This is a genomic window from Marinobacter sp. HL-58 (assembly GCF_001314605.1).
In the GTDB taxonomy this organism is placed as follows: Bacteria; Pseudomonadota; Gammaproteobacteria; order Pseudomonadales; family Oleiphilaceae; genus Marinobacter.
Map to the genome: position 1 here is coordinate 235,587 of NZ_LIHP01000021.1, position 26,085 is coordinate 261,671.

Sequence of the window (26,085 nt, forward strand, 5' to 3'; positions counted from 1 at the left end):
TGATTGAAGCCCAGGGACTGGCGCTGTATATTTTACGTACAGGGGGCTCCGCCCCACCCGCTGTATTTCAGGGAAAGAGGCAGCATGACAACACCACAGCACCCGGATCTCGGTGCGTCGCTTGAACAGAGCCGATCCGGGCTTCGGGACACCCACCGCCGTTCGCTTGCGCGTACACTGTTTCTGGTCACAGGCAGCGCGCTGGTCATCTTCGGCTGCCTGCAGATCCTGAATGGCTATCTCTGGCTCGCTGCCGGCGAGTTCATGGCCAGTGCGGTGTTGTTTTTCGGTATTACCCGGGTCAACCGGACGCCACACCTGCAGGCCTGGATCTACACTTACCTGGTCACCGGATTCACGTTTGCCTTGTTCATCATGCTGGTGCCCGAGGCTTCGGTAACCGCTTTCGTCTGGGTGCTGATGATGCCGGTACTGGCCTACCTCCTGCTGGGCAAGAAGGAGGGCTTCCTTCTCAGCGCGCCGTTCATGGTCGCCGGCTGTGTCACTTTCTATTTTCATCTCGAATTCATTGCCAATGCCGGCACCATGATCGACCTGTTGAACATGGTACTCTGCGCCGCGCTGATGCTGGGCTTTATCCACCTGTATGAAACCCGCCGCGAGGAAGCCGAGCAGAGACTGGTCACCCTGGCCCAGACGGATGTACTGACCGGTCTGGCCAACCGCGCAAGTTTCCAGAACAGCCTTGGCCGGACCATTGCCGAGTCGGCCCGCAGCGGCACCGGCTTTGCGCTGGTGATAATGGACATTGACCATTTCAAGCTGGTGAATGACACCATGGGTCATGATGCCGGCGACCACGTGCTCCGCAACATCAGTCAGCGACTCACTGAACGGCTGCGAACCACCGATTCCGTAGGTCGTCTGGGTGGTGAGGAATTCGGCCTGATTCTGCGGGATGTGAAACCAGAGGATTCCTTTGAGCTTATGGATGAGCTGCGTCAGCGTATCGCTGACAACAGGCTGCACTATGGTGAAGCCGTGATCCGTGTGACCGCATCATTCGGAATTGCCCACTATCCGGAGCATGGCACCGAAGCCGAAACCCTGTTCCGGGTTGCTGACCACTGCCTCTACAGTGGCAAGCGTGCAGGCCGCAACACAGTCGCCAGGGCCGGTGTTTCTCCGGTCAGAGGCCAGCGTTTTGCCGGCGGGCCTGTTTAACTCCAAGGCCCGCGACTGCACTGATTCAAAGATCACTGAATGGTCCGCCGGTTACTCTCCTGATATTGAGGCGCAATATACTCGCTGATCTGCTCCTTGAAACGGGCAATCAACTCACTGTTGTCATGATCCCAGGGGTGGAATCCCGGTTTGAAGTATTCCAGCCAGGTGGGAATCAGACTTGAGAAGGTGCCGTTCTTACCCCACAACTGCCACAAGCCGCGGGCGCTGTCTTTCAGCGAGAAGTTCTTGCGATCGTTCAGCATCATCCGCGTGGTGAAGTAACTGGCCATCACGCCCAATGCAGCGGTACTGAAGGCAAGGTAGAAGGTACGCTCGGCATAGGTACCACCGGCCTGCTTGAACACATCGTAGGCCACCGCCTTGTGCTCGGTTTCCTCGATGGCGTGCCACACCCAGAGCGGGCGCATGGTCTCGTGCATGTCCTCGCGAACATCGTCCCGCGCCAGTAGCATGTCCGCCATCATCGCCGTCATGTGTTCCAGGGCACAGGTAATGGCCAGCTGGTGGCGTTCAGGCAGCTTCTTGGCGATGCCCAGCACTATTTCTAGGTGTTCTTCCAGCTCCTCCACTGGCATGCCCTGATCCCGCACGTGCTGGTTCATGGCTTTGTGTTCCAGGGAATGCATAGCCTCCTGGCCGATAAAGCCCCGGATTTCCTTCTTCAGCTTCGGATCCTCGATGGCTTTCTGATAGTAGCGCACCGAGTCCACGAAGAACTGCTCGCCCTGGGGAAACAGGACAGACAGCGCATTCATCACGTGGCTCAGGGTATAGCTGTTGTCCAGCCAGTAACGGGGCACCTTTTCCCCGAACTCGAATCCCATACGCTGTGGTTTGATGGCGACATTGTCAGGCGTGCGGGCAATCGCTTCCGATTCTGTGGTTTTGGTTCTCAGCATGGTGTCACTCCTGCGCTTTGGCTGATGCGATAGCTCCAGTGTGGGGAAGTCAACACAAACCTGGAATGCGAAAACGGGACGGCTACCGTGGATTAGGGGCCAGATTCGGCCCTGATTGACTGTGTTGACGTAGCTGCAGGTGCCTCCAGTCACAGTGCCGCTGTGCCGGGCTTCTGATAGCATCATTGGCGATGAGTTCTTCCACAACAAAAAGGAACCTGCATGGCTAACCCGGGCCCGGAGAAAGAGCGGCAGATGCTGGGTGTTTTCCTGGTTCCCGGTGCCTATCTCCGGGTACTGGCGGATGTGGTGCGGCAACTGGGCTACAACGACCGTTCGCTGTACGAAGGGATGGGCTTTACGCCGCAGGACCTGAAGTCCAACGACAGCCGGGTGTTTGTCACCGACGCCATCGTGATGGTGGAAAGAGCCCTGGCGCTGGCGGGCAAGGACGGCCTGAGCTTCATGCTGGCGCGGGAACTGCGGGTTACCATCCACGGCACCCTGGGTTTCGCGGCGCTCACCAGCCCCACCCTGGCCGGTGCCCTGGATTCGGTGCGGCGCTACCTGCAGCTGCGGGTGCCTTTCCTCACCATGACATTGACCGACACCGGCGACCATGTGCTGGTCCGCCTGCGCACGGAATTCGACGCCCCCGGCCAGTACCGTTTCCTGGCGGAAACCGTCAGCGCCACCCTGATGATGCTGGCGGAGCAGTTGATTGACCGGGAGGATGCGGAAAAACAGGGTTTTCCAGTGGAGGACGGCAAACTCCCCGGCGTAAAAGTCCAGCTGACCTCTCCTGAACCGCCCTATTACCGCCGGTTTGCCGCCCAGCTGCCCGTACCCTTTGAGTACGGGCAGCCCGAAGAAACCATGGTCTTTCCCAAGGGGCTGCTCGACACCCGCATGCGGCTGGCGGATGCAGAAGCATCACGAATGGCGCGCGACCAGTGCGAACTCGAGCTGCAAAAAGCCCTGAAAGACCAGGGCGACATCACCTACGCCATCCGCAACATGCTTCACATGATGCCAGGGCCGCTGCCGTCCCTGGAGTCCATGGCGGAGCGTTTCTGCGTGTCGTCCCGAACCCTGAAGCGCCGGCTGGCGGAGAAAGACACCACCTACCGGGAGATTGTCGAAGCGGTACTGAAAGACCGCGCCATCCAGCTTCTACGGTACACTAACCAGTCGGTCAGCGAGATCGCCTATGAACTGGGATATGCGGACCTGTCCAACTTCAGTCGCGCTTTCCGCAAGTGGACTGGCAAGTCGGCCAGCGAATTTCGCGAAGGCGGTCCCGATCCTGCACCGGAGGTGGGTCCCTGAGGTCTGGTGCCCTGGCCTCTTTGGCCTCTGGCCTGGGAGTGTGGTTGCGGGGTGGTGGACTTTATTTTTTCGAAAAGTGAACTCGCTTCGCTCAGACACCATTTTTACGAGAAAAATAAAGTCCACCACCCCACACCCATTGGCACCAGTGATGGCGGTCAGATGCCCCGAGATGGCCATCTGTCGGTTTTGTCACTCTTTTCCGTTTGTCTTTCATGCCTATGCCCTAATAGTCTGACGGATGGGGGGCTGGATTATTTTTCCGCCAGGAAAAAGGTGTCTGAGCGCAGCGAGTTCTTTTTCCCAAGGAAAAATAATCCAGCCCCCCAGCCAGGCACCAAACCCAGCAGGCTAGGGCCAAACAAGCCGGCCAACACCCAAGCCAGAAAGGAAACCAAATGACACTCAATCAGGATACCCACAGCAAACTCATAGGCTACCTGCTATGGATCTTCGGATTCCTCGGGTCGCACCGGTTCTATTATGGTAAACCGATTACCGGCACCATCTGGTTCTTTACCCTCGGGTTGCTGTTTATCGGCTGGTTTATCGACCTGTTTCTGATTCCGGCCATGGACCGGGAAGCCGACAGACGGTATGAGGCCGGTGCTGTGAGTTACAGTATCAGCTGGATTCTGCTGACATTCATCGGGATCTTTGGGGTCCACCGGATGTACATGGGCAAGTGGATCACCGGGATTATCTACCTGCTGACCGGTGGCCTGTTCCTGATAGGTGTGCTGTATGACTTCTGGACGCTGAATAACCAGATTTCCGAGCGAAACAGAGAGCAGCGATTCGGTCCGGATCAGACTTTTTGATCATGACAGCTTGTCGGAAATCAAGGCCTCATTGAGCTATACTCCCGGCTTTTAATGAACCGTATTGGTGGGGGATTGCCGCCGGCGTCCTGACAGGTTTGGGAGTTCAAGTGCTGAAGGCTGTTGTCTCGACCATCCGGGTAATGGTTCTGCTGGTACTGTGGTCCGGCGTGAGTGCTGTCTCGCAGGCGTCGGACGCTGTCGTTGGGGCAGAGGCACGGCAGGATTTAACGGGGTCCGTGTCCATTTATCGGAATGATAAATCCGATCTTTCGCTCGACAGGGCAGCTGAACTTTTTCGCCAGGGCGAGTTTACCAGGCCGGATGCCTCGGAGCAGTCGCCCACCAACTTCGGCCTGACTCAGGATGAAGTCTGGCTGGCGTTTGAACTTTCAACACCCGAGCAGGTCCCGGAGCGTATATTTCTGGAAGTGGGGCATGCTTCTCTTGATGATGTTAATTTTTACCTGCTGGAAAATGATGAACTGGTAGCGCATCAACGGTCTGGCGATACCCTGCCTTTTTCTGAAAAGCCTGTCAGCCACCGTAATCACGTCTTCCCCCTGTCCTTGTCCGCAGCCAGCCAATACCAGATTTTTGTCAGTGTTCGCTCTGAAGGCACGCTTACTGTTCCGGTAACGCTCTGGCAAGGCGACAGTCTCTGGCGCAGTGATCAGTACGCCTACGCCACGCTCGGCCTTTACTATGGCCTACTGATAGCACTGCTGATCTACAACCTGTTCCTGTTCTTTTCGCTGCGGGATGTGCTTTATCTCACCTACGTTGGCTTTATTGCCTGCCTTGCGATCGGGCAGGCCGGCCTGTCGGGTCTGACCGGTCACTTCCTGTGGCCTGATAGCCCCTGGCTTGTGCATTTGTCTCCCACTGCTGGGGTGGCCGCAGCGGGTGTTTTCGGTGCATTGTTCGTGCAGCGGTTTCTGGCGGGAACACCGGCACGGTTAAAGCTTGGCTGGCTTATGCCATGCATCAGCGTCGCTTATGGACTGACATTCCTCACGGCCGCAGCCGGTTTCTATGCCATGGCCGCTGTGGCGGTGAATCTGCTATCAATGGTTTTTGCCGTGGCTGCGTTGATGATGGGCGCGGTCAGTCTCTGGCGCAAGGAACCGGGCGCCCGGTTCTTTGTGCTGGCCTGGGTATCTTTTTTGCTGGGCGTTCTTGTTATCGCTCTGCACAATGTCGGAGTACTGCCTTCCAACGGTTTTACCACCAATGCCCTGATGATTGGTTCCGCCATGGAAATGCTGTTGTTGTCGCTGGCCCTGGCTGACCGGACACGGGAGCTTGAAACCACCAATCGCCAACTGTGGGCCAATCAGCAAGTGCTGGAGAGGCAGGCCAATCATGATGCCCTGACGGGATTGGCCAACAGAAAGCTGCTGCAAGACCGGCTCACCGGAGCAAAAGCCCGGGCCAGGCGATCGGGAGAGAGCTTTGCGCTGGTGGTCGTCGATCTGGACAAGTTCAAGGAGATCAACGATACGCATGGACATAGCGCGGGAGATGAGGTGTTGGTGTCTGTAAGCAACAAGCTCAAAGCATTGACCAGAAGTTCGGATACCGTTGCCCGGATTGGTGGTGATGAGTTCGTGCTGCTGCTTGAAGGTCTCAAGAAGGGAGGTGACCTGAGCCGGCTGAAGAACAACCTTTCGCTGATCGGCGACATGCCGATTGTCCTTGAAGATGGGCCGGAGGTCCGGGTTGGCCTGAGCATTGGCGTGGCTATGTATCCCGATGACACCAGCAACATAGACAATCTGTTCTCACAGGCAGATGCGGACATGTACCGCGATAAACAGGAACGGGTAGCTGCCACCAGTGAATCCTAAATGCCGGCCGCAGACTCCAGCTCGGCCAGGCCCTCTTCCAGGTAATCCAGCATCCGCTGCAGGCTGGGCAGTGTGCGGCGGCAGCCGATCAGGCCGAATTCGACCTGGTCGCAGTAGCTGGTGAGGGTCATGTTCAGAGCGATTCGGTCCATGGCGATGGACACCGGATACATCCCCTCAAGCTTTGCGCCATTCCAGTAACTCGGTTCTTTTGGCCCGGGGATGTTGGAGATCACGACATTGAAGGTTTGCCACTTTGGCGCCAGGCCGGTCAGCAGGTTGAAGCCTGCCGGCGCCAGTAGTAGTGCTGTGTAGTTCAGGATTTCCTCCGGCGACATGTTCGCGTAGCGTTCCTTGGACGCTTTGACGTCCTCGTGAATGTATCGCAATCGCTCGGCGGCGTCGTTCAGATGGGTGCCCAGAGAGGCCAGGATGATACCCACCTGGTTGCCACCGGAGCTGTCGTCCTTGCGCAGGGAGACGGGCACCATGGCTACCAGTGGTTTTTCCGGCAGTGCGTCCTGGTTCATCAGGTAGGTTCTCAGGGCGGTGGCGCACATGGCCATCACCACATCGTTGACCGTTGTGTCGTAAGCCCTGCACACAGCCTTGATGCGCTTCAGGCAGTAAGACTGGGCGGCGAAGCGTCTGGAACCGGTGATCCTGCCGTTCAGGACGCATTGGGGCGCGTGGAAGATCGAGTCGTAGGCCGGGTCCTTGCGCGCCCGGTTGACGGTGCTCAGCAACGCTCTGGTTACCGCAGGCACCGTGCCCAATTGTTTGCCGGACTCGCCCAGCAGATGGGCCACATTGCGCCACATGGACGGGCCACCATCATCAGCGTTGCGGCGGCTGCGGGGTGGCAGTGACCAGATTGGCGGCATGTTTCTCTGGCCCGGATCCTGTGACAGCATGCGCTGGAACAGGCGCATGGCGGAAACACCGTCCACCAGGGAGTGGTGTATCTTGATGTACACGGCAAACTGCCGGTCTTTGAGACCTTCGATGAGGTGAAACTCCCACATCGGTCTTTCCCGGTCCATCAGGTGGCTGTGTTCCGCGGAGACGAACGCCAGCAACTCGCGAATCCGGCCAGGAGTGGGCAGGGCTTCAAACCGGAAATGGTGCTCCAGGTCCAGGTGCTCGTCCTCCACCCAGGCGGGCTGGCCGAATCGGCTGGTCAGGTGCTGGTCGAACGGGGAAGTGACAACCGTCTGTTCCCGCAGCTGATCCGCCAGCTGTGCGACGTAGTCATCCGGTGCGCCTTCAGGGAACGAAAACAGCTGCAAGCCACCAACATGCATGGGCTGCTGGCGTTTTTCCAGCCAAAGGAACACCTGGTCCAGGGGGCTCAGTGGTTTCACGGTATGAATCTCGCTTGTTTTGATTATTGCTCTCCGGCCGTCAGTGTTGCAGCATTTCAGGTCCGGTGGAAGCGCCGGATACTGGTTGAATGGGCCGTAATCTTCGGTTCAGACAGGTCTGTCTGGCGGGAAAAGACGTAAGTTCAGTGCAGGGTCAGGAGACAGAATTCAGCGCACTATCCGCGCAGGAGCAAAGGGGGCATTGAGTGAAACCGATCGTCTGGCAACTGGGGTTTGTGGCCACGTTGTGGTGTTTTCCAATTTCGGTGACCCAGGCGCAGGATCGGCCCGGTGTGGAACTGGAACAGGTTGAGTCCTCGGACATTATCAGTGAAGTCAGCCTCAATGGTACTGCCAATGCCCTTCGCACATCCCGACTGTCCACGGCGGTGGCAGGGCTGGTTGACGATGTGCGGGTTGAAACCGGGGACAGGGTTGCCAGCGGCGACCTCCTGGTAGGTCTGGATGACGAGCAGGCGGAATTCGAGCTGGAAAGTGCCCGTGCAGAGGCCTCCGAAGCCCGGGCGCGGCTGGAGGAGGCCCAGCGAAGACTGGCCGAAGCCCGCTCGGTGGGCGCGGGGCGAAACATTGCCGCCACCGAGGTCAGTGCCCGGGAAAGCGAAGTGGCTGCCACGGAAGCCACCCTTGCCCGACTGCGGGCGGAGGAAAAGCGTCGCCAGGTGGTACTTGACAGGCACCGCATTGAAGCACCGTTTGACGGCGTGGTCAGTGACCGCACCAGCGATCTGGGCGAGTGGGTGACGCCCGGCGATGAACTGCTGACCCTGGTGGACATTACCAATCTGCGGCTGGATTTCCGGGTTCCCCAGGACTATTACCAGCGCATCACTGACGACTCTGAGTTGCTGGTTCGTCCGCAAGGCGCGGGCGAGGAACCGGTGGCTGCCACCATCGAATCCCTGGTGCCAGTCAGCGATTCCGAGGCCAGGACGTTCCTGTTGCGGGCAACCGGCCCCGACGACTTTACGGTATTGCCGGGCATGGCCATAAGGGCAACCCTGCGGGTATCCACTGGAGAACAGGGCCTGACCGTTTCCCGTGACGCCATTAACCGTTATCCCGACGGCCGGGTGACCGTATGGATTGCCGAGTCAGCGGACGACGATCTCTATGAGGTACGGGAAAAACGGGTAGAAGTCGGCTCCAGTTTCGATAACCGCATGGAAATCCTCAGTGGCCTCGAGGGTGGCGAGCAGGTGGTTATCCGCGGCAACGAATCCCTGGAGGAAGGCGCCCGGGTAAGGCTGGCTGAGCGGGGATCGCGCTGATGTTTGCAGGAGTGATTCGCCACGGCACCCTGGTGACCGTGGTTACGCTGATACTGGCGGTGATCGGGGCTGCCGCGGCGCTGCGCATACCGGTGCAGATGATTCCGGACCTCGAAACCCGCACCATCACCGTGGAAACCCAGTGGCCCGGCGCCACGCCCCAGGATATCGAGAAGGAAATTCTGGTTGAGCAGGAGCGCTATCTCCGTAACGTTCCCAATCTCTCCGAGATGGCTTCCACCGCCTCCAGCGGGTCTGCCGAGATTGAACTGGAATTCCCGTTTGGTGTCGATATCACCGAAACCCTGATCCAGGTGAACAACGCCCTGAGCCAGGTCTCAGACTACCCCACCAATGTGGATGAACCCCGCATCGTGGCGGCCTCGTTCTCTTCCAATGCCTTCATGTACTTCCGGGTGTCCACCCTGGAGGATAATCCCCGGGAATTGGATATCGATCTGATGCGCGACTTTGTGGAAGATCGCGTCAGGCCCCGGATGGAAAGTGTATCGGGGGTTTCGGAAGTGACGGTAGGCGGCGGCGCCGATCGGCAGATGCAGATCACCGTGGATGAAGCAAAACTGGCGCAGCGGGGCCTGAGCCTGATGGATCTTCGGGACGCCATCACCAGCCGTAACCAGGATGTGTCCGGCGGCGAAGTGGATGCCGGTAAACGCCGCTACCTGCTGCGTACTGTCGGGCGGTTCCGGGATCTGGACGAGCTACGGAGTCTGGTGGTTTCCCGCACCGGCGACAGTGTGGTGCGCCTGTCTGACGTAGCGACGGTGCAGCAGGACCACTCCCGTATACGCGAACTCTCCTACATCAACGGCCAACGGGTTCTGGGCCTTCAGGTGCGGCGTGAAAGCGGCTCCAATGTTATTGATATCAAGCGGGCCATGCTGGAAGAAGTGGACAGCATCAATGACGAGGTGCTGGAACCGGAAGGCATGGAGCTGGCCCTGACCTCGGATGATGCCCGCTACGTGGAAGCTTCCGTGGCCAACGTCTGGACCAACCTGGGCATTGGTGCCGTCTTCGCGACCCTGGTGATGTTCCTGTTCCTGCGATCCTCCCGGGCCACCTTCGTGGGTGTGGTGGGTATTCCTCTGTGTGCCATTGCCGCCTTCCTCGGGCTGATGATGACCGGCCGCACCATTAACGTGATCTCCCTGGCCGGCGTGGCCTTCGCCATCGGTATGACGGTGGACAACAGCATCGTGGTGCTGGAGAACATCGAGCGCCACCGGCGCCTGGGGCTGGACCGGTTCGAATCGGCCCTGAAAGGGGTTCAGGAAGTCTGGCCCGCAGTATTGGCGTCCACCATGACCACCATCCTGGTATTCCTGCCGATCCTGTTTATCGAGGAGGAAGCCGGCCAACTGTATTCCGACGTGGCCATTGCCATTTCCGCCGCCATCTTTGCCTCCATGCTGGTGGCGGTAACCCTGATACCAACCCTCAGTGCACGGCTGGATTTCGGTATCCGCGAGACGGAGACCGATCAGTTCGGCAATACGCTGTCCGGTGGTTGGGCCGGGTCGATTATTTCAGGTGTACGCTGGCTGGTCAGCGGTCCGCTCAGGCGAGGCGTTACCATCCTGGCGACAATCTGCCTGAGTGTCTGGATCATATTCGCACTGACACCGTCTGCCGAATACCTGCCCGAGGGCGAGGAGCCGAAAACCTTCGCGTCGATGAATGCGCCGCCAGGCTACAACTTGCGGGAAATGGAAAGCATTGCCAAGCAGGTTGAGGATGAATTCCTGCCTCACGTAGAGGCAAACCCCGAAGCCTACGAATCCGGCGAGACCTCCATTCCGCCGTTGGCCTACCTGAACATGCAGATCAGCCCGTCCAACGTGCGGATCATTTCAGAGACCGTCAATCCACGGCACATCGAAGCCCTGATGGACGAGATCACCGGTTTCTATGAGCAGTTCCCGGGCATGCGGGCGTTTGCTGCCAAAGGGTCGATCATCTCCAGCAACGATGGCGGTACCCGCAGTATCAACCTGGATATCTCGGGCCCGGACCTGGTGTCGATATACGAAGTGGCGAACAACGCCTACGGCCGCGCCCGGGAGGTTTTCGACAACCCCCGTATCCAGACCCAGCCATCGACGCTGACCCTTGCCCAGCCACTGATCCAGGTGCGGCCGAACTACGATCGCGCCGCCGAGCTGGGCCTGAACACCGAAGCCATCGGGTTTACCGTGGCCTCACTCACGGAAGGCTCCTATGTCGATGATTTCTTCCTGGATGACGACAAGATCGATATCTACCTTTATGGCAGTGAAGGCCGCAACCCCAGCCTGGATCAGTTGCCGGATGTAATGGTGCACACCCCCCAGGGCGCCACCTTACCCCTGTCGAGCCTCGCGACCATCGAGGAAACCGTGGATACCAGCACCGTGCGCCGGCTGGATGGCCGCCGGACGGTTACCCTGAACGTCATACCGCCGGACGACGTGCCGCTGGAGGAGGGTGTCGAGAAGGTGCGGACGGAACTGGTGGAAGCCATGCGGGAAAGCGGCGAACTGCCTTCCGATGTGGCCATCAATATCTCCGGCGCCAGCGACCAGCTCAACGCCACCCGGGATGCCCTGAGCGGGAATTTCATCATTGCGGTGGTGATTGTCTATCTGCTGCTGGTGGCCATCTTCGCCCACTGGGGCTTCCCGCTGCTGATCCTGACCGCCATTCCCCTGGGTATCGCCGGCGGTATCGTGGGGCTGGCGCTGATGAACCTGGTGGGTGGTCTGTTGCCGAAGATCGGCCTGCTGCCCCTGAGCCAGCCCTTCGACATGATCACCATGCTGGGTTTTCTGATCCTGATGGGCACGGTGGTGAATAACCCGATCCTGGTGGTGGAACAGGCACGGCAGAATCTGCGGTTGAAGGATGTATCAGTGCTGGATGCGGTCATCGGCGCGGTGGAAACCCGCCTGCGGCCCATTGCCATGACCACCCTGACCACCATCTGCGGCCTGTCACCACTGGTGTTCCTGCCGGGCGAAGGCACGGAGCTCTACCGTGGCGTGGGCGCGATCGTTCTGTTCGGTCTGGCCGGTGCTGCGACGGTGACTGTGACCTTTTTGCCGGCGCTTACGGTGTTTGTCTTGGGATGGCGGGATAAGCGGCCCGCTCGTTAGTGGGGGAGTCGCCGCTTCGGGGGGTGGGGGTATTTTTTCTTTGGGAAAAAGAACTCGCTGCGCTCAGACACCTTTTTCCTGGCAGAAAAAATACCCCCACCCCCCAAATCGGCTTTTCAGGTATCGTGCCGGGCCGCTTTCAGGCTCGGTCATGACCGGTTAGGCCGCTACTGATTCTTTGTTTGCTGCCGGGATCTCTACCCGGACATTGTTGCCATCCAGTAGGATCGGGTAGGTTTCAACGTTTACGCCCTCATCCTCAAGGCATTGACCGGTCTGCAGGTTGAAGTGCTGCTTGTACAGCGGCGAAGCCACCACCGGTTGCCCTTTCAGGTCGCCGGTTATCCCCCGGGCCAGCACGTTCTTGCCGGTAAACGGATCGGTATGGCTGATGGCGAACAGCGCCGGCAACCGATGCGGCAGATAAAACACCGCCACCGGCCCGTCTTCGGTCCATACCGCTACACCGGATTCCGGCACAAGGTCATCAACGGTACAAACTACGTCCCAGGAAGTGCGTGCTTTCATAATGTTCTCCAATTTCAATTCGGTTAATTCAAAACTCGAGCCTGAACCCGTTGAAATCTATAACCAGCGACAACTGGTGCCCAGATGAGCGTGGGGGTCGGTATTTTTTCCCGCCAGGAAAAAGGTGTCTGAGCGCAGCGAGTTCTTTTTCCCAAGGGAAAAAATACCGACCCCCGCGCTCCACCCCGAGCCCTCAGTCTTAAGCAGGCTCCCCCTCAAGCAGAGGCCTACGCTGATCCCGTTCAGTAGTCCACTCCTGAACTGGGTCTTTCTTCTCAGGCGCATTAACAAACTCCCGGAACCGCTTCCGCTTCTCAGGGTCCTCAACCGCAGTCTTCCACTCGCACTGATAGGTGCCCACCAGATCCGCCATGTGCTGCTCCAGCTCATCGCAGATACCCAGGCTGTCCTCCAGAACCACCTGCTTGAGATAGTCCAGGCCGCCCTCCAGGTTCTCCATCCACACACTGGTGCGCTGCAGACGGTCCGCCGTGCGCACGTAGAACATCACCACCCGGTCAATGGTGCGGATCAGCTCCTCATCGGACAGATCAGTGGCAAACAGATCACCGTGGCGCGGGCGCATGCCGCCGTTGCCGCAGACGTACAGGTTCCAGCCGTTCTCCGTGGCAATCACGCCGAAGTCCTTGCTCTGGGCTTCCGCGCATTCACGGGTGCAGCCGGAGACGGCCATTTTCACCTTGTGGGGTGCACGCAGGCCCTTGTAGCGGTTTTCCAGGGTGATCGCCATGCCCACGCTGTCCTGCACGCCGTAGCGGCACCAGGTGTTGCCCACGCAGGATTTCACCGTGCGCAGGGACTTGCCGTAGGCGTGGCCGGTTTCGAAGCCGGCGGCGATGAGCTTTTCCCAGATCTCCGGCAACTGGCTCAGGGTGGCGCCGAACAGATCCACCCGCTGGCCGCCGGTGATCTTGGTGTAAAGGTCGTACTCCTTGGCCACTTCTCCCAGCACGATCAGCTTGTCCGGGGTGATTTCGCCGCCGGGAATGCGTGGCACGATGGAGTAGGTGCCGTTCTTCTGCATATTGGCCATGAAGGTGTCGTTGGTGTCCTGCAGGGGCACATGGTCGGTGGCCAGGATGTGTTCGTTCCAGCAGGTGGCGAGGATGGAGGCCACCGCCGGCTTGCAGATGTCGCAGCCGTGACCCTTGCCGTGATCACGGATCAGGGTCTGGAAGGTACGGATGCCGTTGACCTTGACGATGTTGAACAGGTCCTGGCGGCTGTAAGGGAAGTGTTCGCAGATGTCCTTGCTCACTTCCACGCCGCGTTTTTCCAGTTCGCTGTCCACCACGTTCTTCAGCAGTGCCGCGCACCCACCGCAGCCGGTGCTGGCCTTGGTTTCGGCTTTCACCGAGCCGAGGTCGGTGCAGCCGGCGTCAATCACGCCACAGATATCGCCCTTGGACACGTTGTGGCAGGAGCAGATGGAGGCGGTTTCCGGCAGGGCATCCGGGCCCAGGGTCGGGGCGCCGCCCTGGCTTTCCGGCAGGATCAGGGTTTCCGGCTGCTCCGGCAGTTCGATTCCGTTCAGGGCGTATTGCAGCAGGGTGTCGTAGTGGCTGTTATCCCCCACCAGGATGGCACCCAGCAGTTTCTTGCCATCTTCGCTGATCACCATGCGGCGGTAGTGGCCGGCTTTCTCGTCGTTGAAACGGATGTTGCGGGCGCCTTGGGTCTGGCCGTGGGCATCGCCGATGGAGCCCACATCCACACCGAGCAGCTTGAGCTTGGTGCTCATGTCAGCGCCAGTAAAGGCGGCTTTCTGATCACCGTTCAGTACCGATGCCAGGGTGCGGGCCATGGTGTAGCCGGGCGCCACCAGGCCGAAGATCTTCTCGCTCCACAGGGCGCACTCGCCGATGGCGTGAATGTGCGGGTCCGAGGTGGTGCACTGATCGTTGACAACGATGCCGCCGCGCTCACCCATGGCCAGGTCGCTGGAGCGGGCCAGCGCGTCCTGTGGGCGGATACCGGCGGAGAACACGATCAGGTCGGTTTCCAGGTGGGTGTCGTCGCTGAAGTTCATCCGCAGGCGGGCTTCCTCGCCCTCAACAATCTCGGTGGTCGCTTTCTCGGTGTGCACCTGCACGCCCAGTTCCTCGATCTTGCGCTTGAGCAGAGCGCCGCCGTCGGCGTCCAGCTGCACCGGCATCAGGCGCGGTGCGAATTCCACCACGTGGGCTTCCAGCCCCAGGCTCTTGAGGGCATTGGCCGCTTCCAGACCAAGCAGGCCACCGCCCACCACAACACCGGTTTTGACGCCTTCTGAACTGGCGCGGATGCTGTCCAGGTCTTCCAGGGTACGGTACACCAGGCAGTGGGGGTGGTCGTTGCCCTTGATGGGCGGCACAAACGGATAGGAGCCGGTAGCCAGCACTAGTTCGTCATAGGCGTAGTCGCCCATGGGCGTGGTGATGGTCTGCTTGGCACGGTCGATAGCCGTGACCTGCTCACCCAGGCGCAGGTCGATGTTGTTTGCCGCGTACCAGTCGGCGGTTCCCATGGCCAGGTCGGTGTGGGTGGAGCCACTGAAGTACTCGGACAGGTGAACCCGGTCGTAAGCCAGCAGCTTTTCCTCACCGAATACCGTGATGTCGAAGTCCGCCGCAGCGGGGGTTGCCACCAGCTGTTCCAGGAAATGGTGGCCGACCATGCCGTTGCCAATGACGATCAGGTTTTTCTTGCTCATGATAAATCCTCTCTCCGTTACTGGCCGCTTCAGGCGGCTTCGCAGTAATGCTTGCCAAAGGCCAGGTGCGCCCGGTAGGCGCTGATATCCTCGGCCTGTTGAATGCGTTCGCTGTACCAGAGGCCGTCGCTGGTCTCACCGAACAGCACGGCGCCGGTCAGGCGCTGGTCACGGACCAGCAGCCGGCAGTAGCGATTGGTTTCGTAGTCCTGCCAGACCACGGATTCGGTGCCCTCGTCCGCCTCGGTCTGGCCGCAGGAAAAAATGGGGATGCCGCTGATTTTCAGTCGTGTGGGAATCATGGATGACTTGAAAGTGACCTGGCTGGCCGGATCACACAGCACCTGCGCCAGTACATCCGCCTGCTGATAGCCCGGCTCCACCAGTCCGAAGGTCTGGTCGTCCACCTGGCAGCACTCCCCCAAGGCATAAATGTGCGGGTCACTGGTTCTCATTTGACGGTCCACGCGGATGGCCCGGTCACAATCCAGCCCGGCCTCATAGGCCAGCTCGGTGTTGGGGGTAATGCCAGCGGCGATGACCACCAGGTCGGTGCTGATCAGGGTTTCGTCGTCCAGCTGGACGGCACGCACCAGGTTGCGGCCCAGCAGGGCCACGGGGGCGGTGCGTGTTTGAATTGTCAGCCCCCGTTCGCTGAGGGCATCTTCCAGCAGAGCGCCACTGGCCTGGTCAAGCTGTCGGTTGAGAAGGTGGCTGCTCCGGTGCAGTACGGTCACTGCCATACCCCGTCTTCGCAGCCCGTCGGCCGCTTCCAGCCCCAGGAATCCCCCGCCGATCACCACTGCCCGGCGGTGGCGCCGGCTTACCTCGATAAGTTTGCGGGTATCCTGCAGGCCACGAAATGTCATCACGCCTTCCAGGTCCTCACCGGCCAGCCCGAGGCTGGCGGGGCGGGAACCGGTGGCAATGACCAGATGGGTATAAGGCTGTACACGGCCGCTGACGGTGGAAACGGTTCTGTCCGCCCGATTGATCTCAGCGACCGGGTCGCCCTGGTGCACCGTGATGTTGTGCTGCCGGTACCAGTCGGGCTGTTGCAGTGGCAGGCTGTCTTCATCAGCATCGCCGGCCAGCAGGGCGGAAAGCTGGATCCGGTTGTAGGCCGGCGTGGCCTCACCGTTGAACACAACAATCCGGGCGAAGGGCTGCGTGGGCTGGCCGACCAGCTTCTCGAGCAGACGCTGGGCCACCATACCGTGGCCGCAGATAACGAGGGTGTGTTCTGCCCTGGTGCTCATGAACGCTCTCTCCTTTTCTGCCCGAACAAAAAAAGCCGGAGCATCTCATCCCCTGGAGGATTCGATGGTCCGGCGCCAATGCCAACAACAATGATCTGATGGTCCGGCCGATCCGTGGCCGGGACGTTCTTCCCTGTTTTAAAGTTAGCGAACTCCGTGCCAACATTATTAGTTGTTCAATTACATGGGCTTAGCTATTTTCCCCCAGAGAGGTGAGTCAGATCCATGCGCCCCAACAGGGCGACGTGCACCGGATAGGTGCCTGATGCTGAACCTGCTCCACCAATCCGGCGGATTTCAGGCTATGCGACGGACCGGGCTTTCAGCATGCTTGCTCTGTGATTCCGGTGTGTCTTCTTCCTGCTCCGGGGCTTCGGCCTCCACCACTGGCCCGGCCTCTTCCTCCCCGCCTTTGTCGGGAAAACGTTGTTTCTCGTACAGGAAGGAGAGCACCGCCTGACGGTAATGCACATACTCCGGGTTATCCGCCAGGTTGACCCGGTTGCGGGGCCGTGGCAGGTCAATGTGGAGCTGTTCCCCGATGGTAGCTGAGGGCCCGTTGGTCATCATCACAATGCGGTCCGACAGCAGCACCGCTTCGTCCACATCGTGGGTGATCATGATCACGGTGCTGTTCAGATCCTGCTGGATCTCCATCAGTGAGTCCTGAAGATGCGCCCGGGTCAGCGCATCCAGTGCCCCGAAGGGCTCATCCATCAGCAATACGCTGGGCTTCATGGCCAGCGCCCGGGCAATTCCCACCCGCTGCGCCATGCCCCCGGAAATCTCGCCGGGGCGCTTGTCCAGCGCATGGTCCATATTGACCAGTTTCAGATTGTGCAGAATCCACTCCCGACGTTCTTTTTTATTCATGGACTTTTTGAACACTTGCTGTACGGCCAGCTCGACATTCTCGTACACGGTCAGCCATGGCATCAGCGAATGATTCTGGAACACCACAGCTCGCTCCGGACCCGGCGTGTTGACCTCATGCCCGTCCAGTACACAGCCTCCACGGGTGGCCTGTAACAGACCGGCGACGATATTGAGTACGGTGGATTTACCGCAGCCGGAATGGCCGATCAGTGAGACAAACTCGCCTTTGCGAATCTTGAGATCGATATTTTCCAGAGCGATAAACGGCCCATCTTTGGTATCAAAGGCCATCTGTACGTTGGTTAGTTCAAGGTGTGGCTTAGTCACATTCTGTCTCCTCTAGTCTTGGAGTACGAGCTGGCGGGCAGGGTGGTCCGGGGCACGCTGTAAATACGTCCCTGTACGCTCGACAAAAACATCCCTGTTTTTGACGTCCCCGGACTACCCTGCCCGCCAGCTCTATGCCTGGTTTTATTCATTCCATGCCACTTTCTTTTGAATCAGCAGCATGATTCGATCAAGAAGGAAACCGATAAAGCCGATGGCGAGGACTGCAACCATGATTCGGCTCAGGGACTGGCTGCTGCCGTTCTGGAATTCGTCCCAGACGAACTTTCCGAGGCCCGGGCTTTGGGCGAGCATCTCGGCTGCGATCAGCACCATCCAGGCAATACCAAGAGAAACCCTGAGCCCGGTAAAGATCATGGGTACTGAGGACGGCAGCACGACTTTTCGCACGTGCGTCCAGAATGACAGGCGCAAAACCTTCGAAACGTTCAGCAAATCAGGGTTTACCGCGGACACACCCACACTGGTATTAATCAGGGTCGGCCAGAGGCTGCACAGGGTGACCGTGAACATGGACGTCAGGAACGACTTGGCAAACATCGGGTCGTCGCTGACGTAGGTGGCGGAGACCACCATGGTAACCAGCGGTAGCCAGGCCAGGGGGGAGACCGGTTTGAAGATCTGGATCAGCGGATTGACCGCCGCCGAGAAGTGGCGGTTCAGGCCGATGATGATGCCCAGGGGCACGGCAATGAGGGTGGCCAGCACGAAGCCGGCCAGTACCGTGCCCAGGCTGGTGAAGACCTGGTCGATAAACGTGGGCGAGCCCGGGTAGCTGCGTATCCGTACCTCCGCGTCCGGATTCTCCGCCAGGATGCGCTCGTTGCGTTGCTCCTGCATGGTGACGAACTGGGCCGCCCGCTCCCGCTGGTCGTTGTGCTCCTGCCAGAGTTGTCCGGACTGTTCCAGTACATCTGCGGGGCCGGGAAACGCGCCCAGGGAGGTGAGCACCTGGGGGGCGGCCAGGTGCCAGAAAGTCAGGAACAGGGCGATGCCGATAGACGGTAGCAGCAGGTTGCGCCCGGTTTCTGCCAGGCTGGGGCCTGTCAGCTTGTCAGTCAGCGCACGAAGCCATCGTTGGCCGTGTGATAACGGGTTGGTGTGGCTGAGCGTGGTCATGTGATGTCTCCTGACACTCTGTGCTTAAGGGGTTTGCGAGCCTTTCAGGCCAATGTCGAAGCTGTCGATGTAGGCGTTCGGTTCCCTGGGAGTGAAGGCCACGCCATCGATCAGCTCGCCCTGGTGTGGGCGGGTAAAGTTTTCCTCGTCGAGATTCGGGAAATCCTCTGCACTGAGCGTGCCGTCCTCGATCAGTGACCGGGCCGCCTCTTCGTAGATGTCGGCGCGATAGACCTTGGCGGCGGTTTCCATATACCAGTCATCGGATTTGGGCTCGGGGATCTGGCCCCAGCGGCGCATCTGGCTCAGATACCAGATGGCATCCGAGGGATACGGATAGGTGGCGTAGTAACGGAAGAACACGTTGAAGTCCGGGACCTTCCGCACGTCACCTTTTTCATATTCAAAGGTGCCAGTCATGGAGTTGGCGATGACTTCCTCGTCGGCGCCCACATAGCTTGAGCGGGCCAGGATTTTCACTGCTTCCTCACGGTTGGCGTTGTCGTTTTCATCCAGCCAGTGGGCTGCACGGATCAGCGCCCGCAGCAGTCGAAGGTGGGTGTTGGGATATTTCTCGGCCCAGGCTTCGGTGACGCCAAACACCTTCTCAGGGTTGTTGGGCCAGATTTCGTGGTCGGTAATCACCGGCACGCCGATGCCCTTGAACACCGCCTGCTGGTTCCAGGGTTCGCCCACGCAGTAGCCCTGGATGGTGCCGGCTTCCATGGTGGACGGCATTTGCGGTGGTGGCGTAACTGAGAGGTGTACATCGGCATCAATGGTGCCACTGGTATCGCCACGCTGGGGCGCGTAAAGGCCAGGATTCAGGCCGCCAGCCGCCAGCCAGTAGCGAAGCTCATAGTTGTGGGTGGACACAGGGAATACCATGCCCATGCGGAAGCGCTCGCCGTCGTCCCGGTACTGTTCGATAACCGGTTTCAGCGCGGCGGCACTGATCGGGTGGGCCGGCTTGCCGTCGCTGTTGTCATTGATGTGGGGGCGCATCTCTTCCCAGACATCGTTGGAAACGGTGATGCCGTTGCCGTTCAGGTCCATGCTGAATGCGGTGATGATGTTCGCCTGGGTGCCGTAGCCGATAGTGGCGCCCAGCGGTTGACCTGCCAGCATGTGAGCGCCATCAAGGTCGCCAGTCACCACGCCGTCCAGCAGCACTTTCCAGTTGGCCTGGGCCTCCAGCTCCACAAACAGGCCTTCGTCCATAAAGAAACCCTGTTCCCAGGCGATGGCCAGTGGCGCCATGTCCGTCAGTTTGATGAAGCCGAGTTTCAGGTCCTGCTTCTCTGCCGGGCCGATCTCGGCCTGGGCTGCGCCAGTCCCTGCGAGTATCAGTATCGCGGCTGCCAGTGTTTTCAGTGTCATGGTGCTCTCCCGGTGTTTATTCCAGACAAAAAAAAGCCTGCCTCCCATTCGGGACGCAGGCGTCAATGCCTGATGTTCTGTTAGTTTTTCGCCACTGCCGCTTGAAGTGCAGTGGATGCGAGATCGTCTACCGATTACTAAGCAGGCAGCGTGCCAGTTCTCCAGTATCCTGAAAACATGGGTGTTTTATCGTATCCGTGTTTCAGTTCCCCTGGTCTGGGCCGGTTTTGGTGGCTGTTTTAGTGCGTGGCGCATCATTGTTGGGCGACCCCGCACGGTCGTGGTTGTCCCCCAACCAGTCGTGAAGCCGTTCGCCGAGAAGCCTGTCGCTGGCCACATCTACGGGGCCATAACGTCCGGACAGGGTAAACGGACGCTGGTGTCGCCCTTCCGTCTTGCTGTCGACGACCGGGGTGTCGATCCCCATGGAAGCGGCCGCATCCCGAAACAGGTCGGGGCGGACGACCTGGCGCAACATCTTTCCGCTGACCGGTCCCAGTTGTCCGCGCAGTGTCAGCCGCGAAGCCAGCCAGTGGGCCTGGGACAGCCAGGGAAAGTTGGCGGAATGGCGAAAGAAGTGCTGTTGTAACCGTGGGTGAAAGAGGCTGTAAGGGTGGTTGTCCAGTACATTGATCTGCTCGCCCAGGTATTCCGGTCTTGCCAGCATCTCCCGCAGCAGCCGGTGATTGTGGGGATTGTCCAGCCACTGACAGGCCGCCAGTAATGCCCGAAGAAGGTGCCGGTGCATCACACCATGCTGTTCGGTCCAGTCGGCACGCATGCCCAGTACTTTTTCCGGTGAGTTCTGCCATATCTGGTGGCCGGAATGGAGAATGCGGCCCAGCTTCTCGTACTCCAGAACGCTGTTCCAGGGTTCACCGACGCAACAGCCTTCAATGGCATCCGAGCGGATTGCATCCACCATCTGTATCGGTGATACCGGAATGATCTGGACGTGATGCTCTGCGTCCGGGCCAGCCGAAGCCAGCCAGTCCCTGAGCTGAAGGTCATGGCTGGACCAGGGGGCTACCGAAGCCAGCCGTATGGGAGTGCCCCGCATCCTGGCGACGTTCAACAGTTCACCGGCTGTGGCGATGGGGTTGTCCAGATCCGTGCCGGAGCGGACGAGATCGTCGTACAGCTTGTTGCCGAGGGAAATGCCGTTTCCATTCCGGCTCAGTACCATTCCCACAACAACCGGTACCCTGGGGCGGTCATGGGCCAGGGACATGCTCAGGGGCATGGGGGCCAGCATGTGCGCGCCGTCCAGAAGACCAAAGGTGACCTTGTCACGAAGGGATGCCCAGGAGCCTTCCCGTACCAGTTCTACGTCCAGCCCTTCGGCATCAAACAACCCCAGTTCCCGGGCGACAATCAGCGGTGCACTGTCCAGAAGGGGCACGAAGCCCAGGCGGACATGGAATCCCGGGCGTCGGTGAATCGGGGTAGGATGAACCATTGCTTCTCCGTCAGGCCATTAGGAGGCTTTTTGGACCGATCCCTGACTGTGGCTTTCAATCAGGGTAATAACGCGTTCCGCCATAACCGCAAGGCGCTCGCTGTGCTCCATGGCAGAGCTGCGCAACATGCGATAGGCGGTTTCTTCGTCACACTGCTCATGGCGCATGATCAGACCCTTGGCCTTTTCAATAATCTTGCGGTCTTCCAGCGCGGAGCGGGTTTCTTCCAGCTCTGTTCTCAACGCCTGAAAGGACTCGAACTGGGCAACTGCCGAATCAATAATGGAACGAACCCGCTCTGGCTGTATGCCATCCACGACATAGGCGCTGACCCCGGCCTTTACCGCCGCATGGATGGTGGCCCGGTCGCCTGGCTCATTGGCGAAAAAGACAATAGGCCGGGGAGCATGGGCATTGAGGGTGCTCATGTTTTCGAGGGTGTCCCGGTCCGGGGAGTCCATGTCTATGATCACCATATCCGGCTGGTCCCGGGCCACCGCAGCCGTCAGGCCGGTAGCGTCCGGACGCTGACGAATCACTTCATGGCCTTCGTGGCGTAGTGCAGCACAAACCTGGCTTGCCCGTTCGGGATCCTTGTCGATCAGAAGGATACGAAGGGGGTCTGGCGAATTCATGATGGATTCCTCAACTGAACAGTCGTTGACTGCGAATGGCTATTCATTGGGCATTACGTTGCCTGCTTCCTGTGGAGGTTGAAGCAATAAATTTGCCAGGCTGCGGAAAAGCCCTCCCCGGGCGGGCATCAGCATATTCTGGTCCTCTTGTCGGGTGCTTGTTCATGGAAATATTGCGCGGTCATTGGGCAATTCCGTCGGTGTTGCACCGTTTTGAGTCCGAAACCGACCCGGCAATACTCCTTACGGAGACCGGAATTGCCGATAGTGACAGCTTCTGTCTGTGATGGCCCCGGATTTGCAGGCTGGCGGTAATACTTCGCGAAAATGCCGGGGCGCCGCACCCGGTAAACCATTCTGGCAAAGAAGCCCGCGTGCTCCGTCTGACTGACCTCAGACCGGGCATGGCGGGCTTTTTTGCGTTCGGATACCCGGGAGACATCGTGGACTTACTGAAAGCTGGCAATGATGCAGTTCGCACAACCTGCCCCTATTGCGGGGTTGGTTGCGGCGTATTGGCAGACCCCGACAACCACACACCGGTTGCCGGTGACCGGGTTCATCCGGCGAACCGGGGGCGCCTGTGTGTCAAGGGCGCCAGTCTTCATGAAACTACCGGTAAGGAAGGGCGGTTGCTGGTCCCTGTGGTCAGGGGGCAGCGCGTCGGTTGGGAGCAGGCCCTCGATGAAGTGGCGGGTGCCATTCGGGACAGTGTCCGAACCCACGGCCCCGGGTCCGTTGCTTTCTACCTGTCCGGTCAGTTGTTGACCGAAGATTATTACGTAGCAAACAAGCTGGCCAAGGGGTTTATTCGCACACCCCACGTCGATACCAATTCGCGCCTGTGTATGTCCTCAGCGGTCGCCGCCCACAAGCGTGCCTTCGGTGCGGACGTTGTGCCTGGCTGCTACGAGGACCTGGAACTGGCGGATCTGCTGGTCCTGGCGGGCAGCAACGCGGCCTGGGCGCATCCTGTGCTCTATCAACGCATGAAAGCCGCCGCCCGTGAAGGGCGCCGGGTCGTGGTCATCGATCCCCGCCGCACCGCCACCAGTGAACTGGCAGATCTCCACCTGGCGCTTCGCCCTGGTACCGATACCATTCTGTTCAATGGGTTGCTGTGCTGGCTGGCCCGGCATGACGGCCTGGATACCGGCTATATCGAGGCGCACTGCCAGGGCTTTGAGAGCGCCCTGGAAAGTGCTCGTGCTGCCGCGCCCGATGTGGCAGCCGTGGCACGGCAGTGCGACCTGCAGCCAGACGATGTGGAAACCTTCTATCGCTGGTTTGCGAACACCCCCCGCACGGTCACCGGATTCTCCCAGGGCATTAACCAGTCCGTGGCGGGTACCGACAAGGGCAATGCCATTATTAACTGTCATCTGGCCACCGGCCGGGTGGGCAAGCCCGGTTCAGGGCCCTTCTCCCTGACCGGACAGCCCAACGCCATGGGTGGCCGGGAGGTGGGTGGACTGGCCAACACCCTGGCGGCCCACATGGATTATGACAGCCCGGGCGCACGGGAACGGGTTGCCCGTTTCTGGGGCACGGAGGCGGTGGCAAACGGGCCCGGCCTGAAAGCGGTTGACCTGTTTGAGGCGGTTCACCGGGGGGATATCCGGGTGATCTGGATTATGGGCACCAACCCCGCCGTCAGCCTGCCGGACTCCGCCCGTGTGCGGGAAGCCCTGGCACGGTGCCCGACGGTAATTGTCTCCGACTGCGTGGCCAATACCGACACAACCGCGGTTGCCGACATTCTGCTGCCCGCCGCCGGCTGGGGAGAAAAGGACGGAACCGTTACCAACTCGGAACGGTGTATTTCCAGGCAGCGGCGCTTTTTACCGCTGCCAGCCGAGGTAAAACCCGACTGGTGGATTCTGGGTGAGGTCGCCAGGAGGCTGGGCTTCGCAGCGGCTTTTGACTACCAGCGGCCTGCAGACATATTCCTCGAGCATGCCGCCCTTTCTGGCCATGAAAACCACGGAGAGCGGGCGTTTAACATTGCCGGGCTGGCGGCACTGTCTGATCAGGGCTACGACGATCTCGCGCCGATCCAGTGGCCGGTTTATGGAGAAGCAGCGCCGCAAGCGGGAGAGTCAAAACGCTTGTTCACCGATGGCCGCTTTGTCACCGACAACCATCGCGCCCGGTTTGTCGCCATCAGCACGGTGCTGCCGGTACAGCAAGCCAGTGACGACTACCCCGTGGTGGTCAATACCGGCCGCATACGGGACCAGTGGCACACCATGACCCGAACCGCCAGCACGCCGCGATTACTGACCCATCGCTCTGAGCCCTTCGTGGAGTTGCACCCTGATGATATGGCGAGGTTCAGGCTGGAGGATGGATACCTGGCCTCCCTGACCCTGCGAGAAGGCCAGTTCATTGGGCGCGTGCGTAAATGCAGTGAGCAGCGCCGTGGTGAAGTGTTTATCCCCATCCACTGGAACCGCCAGTTCGCTTCCCGTGGTGTGGCCACGGTACTGACGGAATCGGTCACCGATCCGGTATCCGGCCAGCCGGAAGCGAAACACGGTCGGGCAGCCATAGCGCCATTTCGCGTTCACTGGCACGGGCGGTTACTGGTTCGTCGCAACCGGCCCAGGCGTTGGCAATCGGATTACTGGTGCCATGTGCCGCTGCATCATTGCGACAGCTGGTGGCTGGCGGGACGTCAGCCCATGCACTGGCCGGCGATTCTCAACGACTGGCTGGGAGGCCCTGCGCACCTGATTATGGCGGATGAAGCCCAGCGGCGGTTCCGCGCCGCTCGCATTGTCGACGGACAGCTGGAGGCGGTCCTGATGGTGGATGGCAATCCGGCGCTGATTCCGGATGCTGACTGGCTGGATGGCTGTTTTGCCGAGGCCAAGCTCTCAACGAACAGCCGCCGTGCTCTGCTGGCGGCACGGGATGTGGATGTGGACGACCCTGGCGCTATTATCTGCAGCTGTTTCCAGGTGGGTGAACACCAGATTGGCGCTGCTATTGAAGACGGTGCCGGATCGGTAGAGGCCCTTGGCGAGAAGCTCAGGTGTGGCACCAACTGCGGCTCCTGCATCCCGGAGCTGCGCCACCTGATCGGGGTATCAGTCAGCGAGAGCGCTTAGCAAAACCACCGGTACCCGGTATCTCAGCCCCCGGCAGGGGCCGGTACCTTCAACGGTACAGGTTTTGCGATTGACCCGGATAATGGTCCCTTCCAGCTGCCGCTTGCCGGCGCCAAATCCGACGCTGTCGCCCACTGACCAGTTGGTCATCAACTGTCGGGTATCCGGGGGCTGCATCTGTTCGTCGGGAAGCACAACGCCTGCGTCCTCTGCCTGGCTGGCCAGATGGCGCCGGGTGGCTTCCGCCCCACCACTGGAATGAAGTTCATCCAGTATTCTGTAGAAATGCCGGTTGTGCACCGAACCACGGTAGCGCTGGCCGGAGACATGCTGCAGCAGGTGGGCAAACTCGTGGCAACAGGTGTGGGCCAGCAGATTGAGCGTCGTAACTCTGCCACCAAAATAGCCGTACTGGCGGATTTCCCGCCCGGAAAGCCAGCTGATGGCGGCCTCGGGCTGATATTTGGCCATGATCATGCGCTTGCCGTAGGTAATCTGGTGTTGCTTCTGGCGGGGGTCAAAACGGTGGTAGGTGGCCTGGCCGGAGCCGACACGGCACGCAAGATGGCTGCCGGGCGAGCGCGCCAGAACCCAGTCGGCAGCAGGCTGCCAGAGTATTTCCTCAGTGACAGAGCACATCAGTTTGCCGAGGCCGACAGCAGCTTTCTGGGAAATGGTCATCGTGGCTAAACCCGGTTGCAGACATCGAGGGCGAATACATTGGAACAGGCCAAGGTT

The 26,085-nt window shown here is 59.8% G+C and carries 18 protein-coding genes; 7 read left to right on the top strand and 11 right to left on the bottom strand.

Translation table 11 applies throughout. From position 1 onward, the window contains the following. Positions 1 to 84: 84 nt before the first annotated feature. On the top strand, positions 85 to 1,185 hold the full coding sequence (locus HLUCCO03_RS18880; RefSeq protein ID WP_027830388.1) for a sensor domain-containing diguanylate cyclase: 1,101 nt from the start codon (positions 85 to 87) through the stop codon (positions 1,183 to 1,185). Between the two features lie 32 nt (positions 1,186 to 1,217). Here the strand turns inward: HLUCCO03_RS18880 and HLUCCO03_RS18885 are convergent, their stop codons facing one another. Beyond that, the gene (locus HLUCCO03_RS18885; RefSeq protein WP_027830389.1) at positions 1,218 to 2,108 is read right to left on the bottom strand and encodes a metal-dependent hydrolase; all 891 of its coding nucleotides are present in this window, start codon (positions 2,106 to 2,108) and stop codon (positions 1,218 to 1,220) included. A gap of 222 nt (positions 2,109 to 2,330) precedes the next feature. On the opposite strand from HLUCCO03_RS18885, the gene HLUCCO03_RS18890 reads away from it, so the two are divergent. From HLUCCO03_RS18890 to HLUCCO03_RS18900, 3 genes are all read left to right on the top strand, one after another. After that, complete coding sequence (locus HLUCCO03_RS18890; protein ID WP_027830390.1) at positions 2,331 to 3,437, top strand: AraC family transcriptional regulator; 1,107 nt, start codon at positions 2,331 to 2,333, stop codon at positions 3,435 to 3,437. Between the two features lie 398 nt (positions 3,438 to 3,835). After that, positions 3,836 to 4,258 (top strand): TM2 domain-containing protein, encoded by a 423-nt coding sequence (locus HLUCCO03_RS18895; RefSeq protein ID WP_027830391.1) that lies wholly within the window; start codon positions 3,836 to 3,838, stop codon positions 4,256 to 4,258. Between the two features lie 110 nt (positions 4,259 to 4,368). Beyond that, entirely contained in the window at positions 4,369 to 6,108 is a 1,740-nt protein-coding gene (locus tag HLUCCO03_RS18900) for a diguanylate cyclase (RefSeq protein ID WP_051603739.1), read from the top strand. Here the strand turns inward: HLUCCO03_RS18900 and HLUCCO03_RS18905 are convergent. Continuing rightward, positions 6,105 to 7,472 (bottom strand): wax ester/triacylglycerol synthase family O-acyltransferase, encoded by a 1,368-nt coding sequence (locus HLUCCO03_RS18905; protein WP_027830392.1) that lies wholly within the window; start codon positions 7,470 to 7,472, stop codon positions 6,105 to 6,107. The genes HLUCCO03_RS18900 and HLUCCO03_RS18905 overlap by 4 nt on opposite strands. Positions 7,473 to 7,678: 206 nt before the next feature. Here HLUCCO03_RS18905 and HLUCCO03_RS18910 point away from each other — a divergent pair, with 206 nt between their 5' ends. Further along, entirely contained in the window at positions 7,679 to 8,761 is a 1,083-nt protein-coding gene (locus HLUCCO03_RS18910) for an efflux RND transporter periplasmic adaptor subunit (RefSeq protein WP_027830393.1), read from the top strand. Further along, positions 8,761 to 11,916, top strand: coding sequence for an efflux RND transporter permease subunit (locus HLUCCO03_RS18915; RefSeq protein WP_027830394.1), 3,156 nt, complete (start codon positions 8,761 to 8,763; stop codon positions 11,914 to 11,916). The genes HLUCCO03_RS18910 and HLUCCO03_RS18915 overlap by 1 nt, the downstream gene beginning before the upstream one ends. Before the next feature lie 159 nt (positions 11,917 to 12,075). Here the strand turns inward: HLUCCO03_RS18915 and nirD are convergent, their stop codons facing one another. The 8 genes from nirD to HLUCCO03_RS18955 all read right to left on the bottom strand — a co-directional run bounded on the left by nirD (position 12,076) and on the right by HLUCCO03_RS18955 (position 22,234). Continuing rightward, positions 12,076 to 12,444, bottom strand: a complete 369-nt coding sequence (nirD, locus tag HLUCCO03_RS18920; RefSeq protein ID WP_027830395.1) for a nitrite reductase small subunit NirD — start codon at positions 12,442 to 12,444, stop codon at positions 12,076 to 12,078. A gap of 199 nt (positions 12,445 to 12,643) precedes the next feature. Continuing rightward, complete coding sequence (nirB, locus tag HLUCCO03_RS18925; protein ID WP_027830396.1) at positions 12,644 to 15,157, bottom strand: nitrite reductase large subunit NirB; 2,514 nt, start codon at positions 15,155 to 15,157, stop codon at positions 12,644 to 12,646. Between the two features lie 29 nt (positions 15,158 to 15,186). Beyond that, complete coding sequence (locus HLUCCO03_RS18930) at positions 15,187 to 16,416, bottom strand: FAD-dependent oxidoreductase (RefSeq protein WP_027830397.1); 1,230 nt, start codon at positions 16,414 to 16,416, stop codon at positions 15,187 to 15,189. A 297-nt stretch (positions 16,417 to 16,713) separates the two neighbouring features. Then, positions 16,714 to 17,583, bottom strand: coding sequence for an ABC transporter ATP-binding protein (locus tag HLUCCO03_RS18935; protein WP_197025700.1), 870 nt, complete (start codon positions 17,581 to 17,583; stop codon positions 16,714 to 16,716). 180 nt (positions 17,584 to 17,763) lie between these two features. Further along, positions 17,764 to 18,759 (bottom strand): ABC transporter permease, encoded by a 996-nt coding sequence (locus tag HLUCCO03_RS18940; RefSeq protein WP_027830399.1) that lies wholly within the window; start codon positions 18,757 to 18,759, stop codon positions 17,764 to 17,766. 24 nt (positions 18,760 to 18,783) lie between these two features. Next, complete coding sequence (locus HLUCCO03_RS18945; protein WP_027830400.1) at positions 18,784 to 20,139, bottom strand: CmpA/NrtA family ABC transporter substrate-binding protein; 1,356 nt, start codon at positions 20,137 to 20,139, stop codon at positions 18,784 to 18,786. 202 nt (positions 20,140 to 20,341) lie between these two features. Further along, the gene (locus tag HLUCCO03_RS18950; RefSeq protein WP_027830401.1) at positions 20,342 to 21,598 is read right to left on the bottom strand and encodes a CmpA/NrtA family ABC transporter substrate-binding protein; all 1,257 of its coding nucleotides are present in this window, start codon (positions 21,596 to 21,598) and stop codon (positions 20,342 to 20,344) included. Positions 21,599 to 21,616: 18 nt separating this feature from the next. Continuing rightward, positions 21,617 to 22,234 carry an ANTAR domain-containing response regulator gene (locus HLUCCO03_RS18955; protein WP_027830402.1) on the bottom strand — a complete coding sequence of 206 codons (618 nt, stop codon included), beginning with the start codon at positions 22,232 to 22,234 and terminating at the stop codon, positions 21,617 to 21,619. A 443-nt stretch (positions 22,235 to 22,677) separates the two neighbouring features. Between HLUCCO03_RS18955 and HLUCCO03_RS18960 the strand changes: the two genes are divergently transcribed. After that, entirely contained in the window at positions 22,678 to 25,347 is a 2,670-nt protein-coding gene (locus HLUCCO03_RS18960) for a nitrate reductase (protein ID WP_027830403.1), read from the top strand. Here HLUCCO03_RS18960 and HLUCCO03_RS18965 read toward each other — a convergent pair. After that, the gene (locus tag HLUCCO03_RS18965) at positions 25,327 to 26,028 is read right to left on the bottom strand and encodes a hypothetical protein (RefSeq protein WP_027830404.1); all 702 of its coding nucleotides are present in this window, start codon (positions 26,026 to 26,028) and stop codon (positions 25,327 to 25,329) included. The genes HLUCCO03_RS18960 and HLUCCO03_RS18965 overlap by 21 nt on opposite strands. Positions 26,029 to 26,085 lie beyond the last annotated feature (57 nt).

Bases quoted from the DNA above. Each gene is read 5' to 3' on its own strand.
- HLUCCO03_RS18965 (WP_027830404.1), bottom strand. From the start codon at position 26,028: ATGACCATTTCCCAGAAAGCTGCTGTCGGCCTCGGCAAACTGATGTGC.
- HLUCCO03_RS18950 (WP_027830401.1), bottom strand. From the start codon at position 21,598: ATGGTTCATCCTACCCCGATTCACCGACGCCCGGGATTCCATGTCCGC.
- HLUCCO03_RS18945 (WP_027830400.1), bottom strand. From the start codon at position 20,139: ATGACACTGAAAACACTGGCAGCCGCGATACTGATACTCGCAGGGACT.
- HLUCCO03_RS18940 (WP_027830399.1), bottom strand. From the start codon at position 18,759: ATGACCACGCTCAGCCACACCAACCCGTTATCACACGGCCAACGATGG.
- nirB (WP_027830396.1), bottom strand. From the start codon at position 15,157: ATGAGCAAGAAAAACCTGATCGTCATTGGCAACGGCATGGTCGGCCAC.
- HLUCCO03_RS18930 (WP_027830397.1), bottom strand. From the start codon at position 16,416: ATGAGCACCAGGGCAGAACACACCCTCGTTATCTGCGGCCACGGTATG.
- HLUCCO03_RS18890 (WP_027830390.1), top strand. From the start codon at position 2,331: ATGGCTAACCCGGGCCCGGAGAAAGAGCGGCAGATGCTGGGTGTTTTC.
- HLUCCO03_RS18915 (WP_027830394.1), top strand. From the start codon at position 8,761: ATGTTTGCAGGAGTGATTCGCCACGGCACCCTGGTGACCGTGGTTACG.
- HLUCCO03_RS18880 (WP_027830388.1), top strand. From the start codon at position 85: ATGACAACACCACAGCACCCGGATCTCGGTGCGTCGCTTGAACAGAGC.
- HLUCCO03_RS18885 (WP_027830389.1), bottom strand. From the start codon at position 2,108: ATGCTGAGAACCAAAACCACAGAATCGGAAGCGATTGCCCGCACGCCT.
- HLUCCO03_RS18895 (WP_027830391.1), top strand. From the start codon at position 3,836: ATGACACTCAATCAGGATACCCACAGCAAACTCATAGGCTACCTGCTA.
- nirD (WP_027830395.1), bottom strand. From the start codon at position 12,444: ATGAAAGCACGCACTTCCTGGGACGTAGTTTGTACCGTTGATGACCTT.
- HLUCCO03_RS18955 (WP_027830402.1), bottom strand. From the start codon at position 22,234: ATGAATTCGCCAGACCCCCTTCGTATCCTTCTGATCGACAAGGATCCC.
- HLUCCO03_RS18935 (WP_197025700.1), bottom strand. From the start codon at position 17,583: ATGGCCTTTGATACCAAAGATGGGCCGTTTATCGCTCTGGAAAATATC.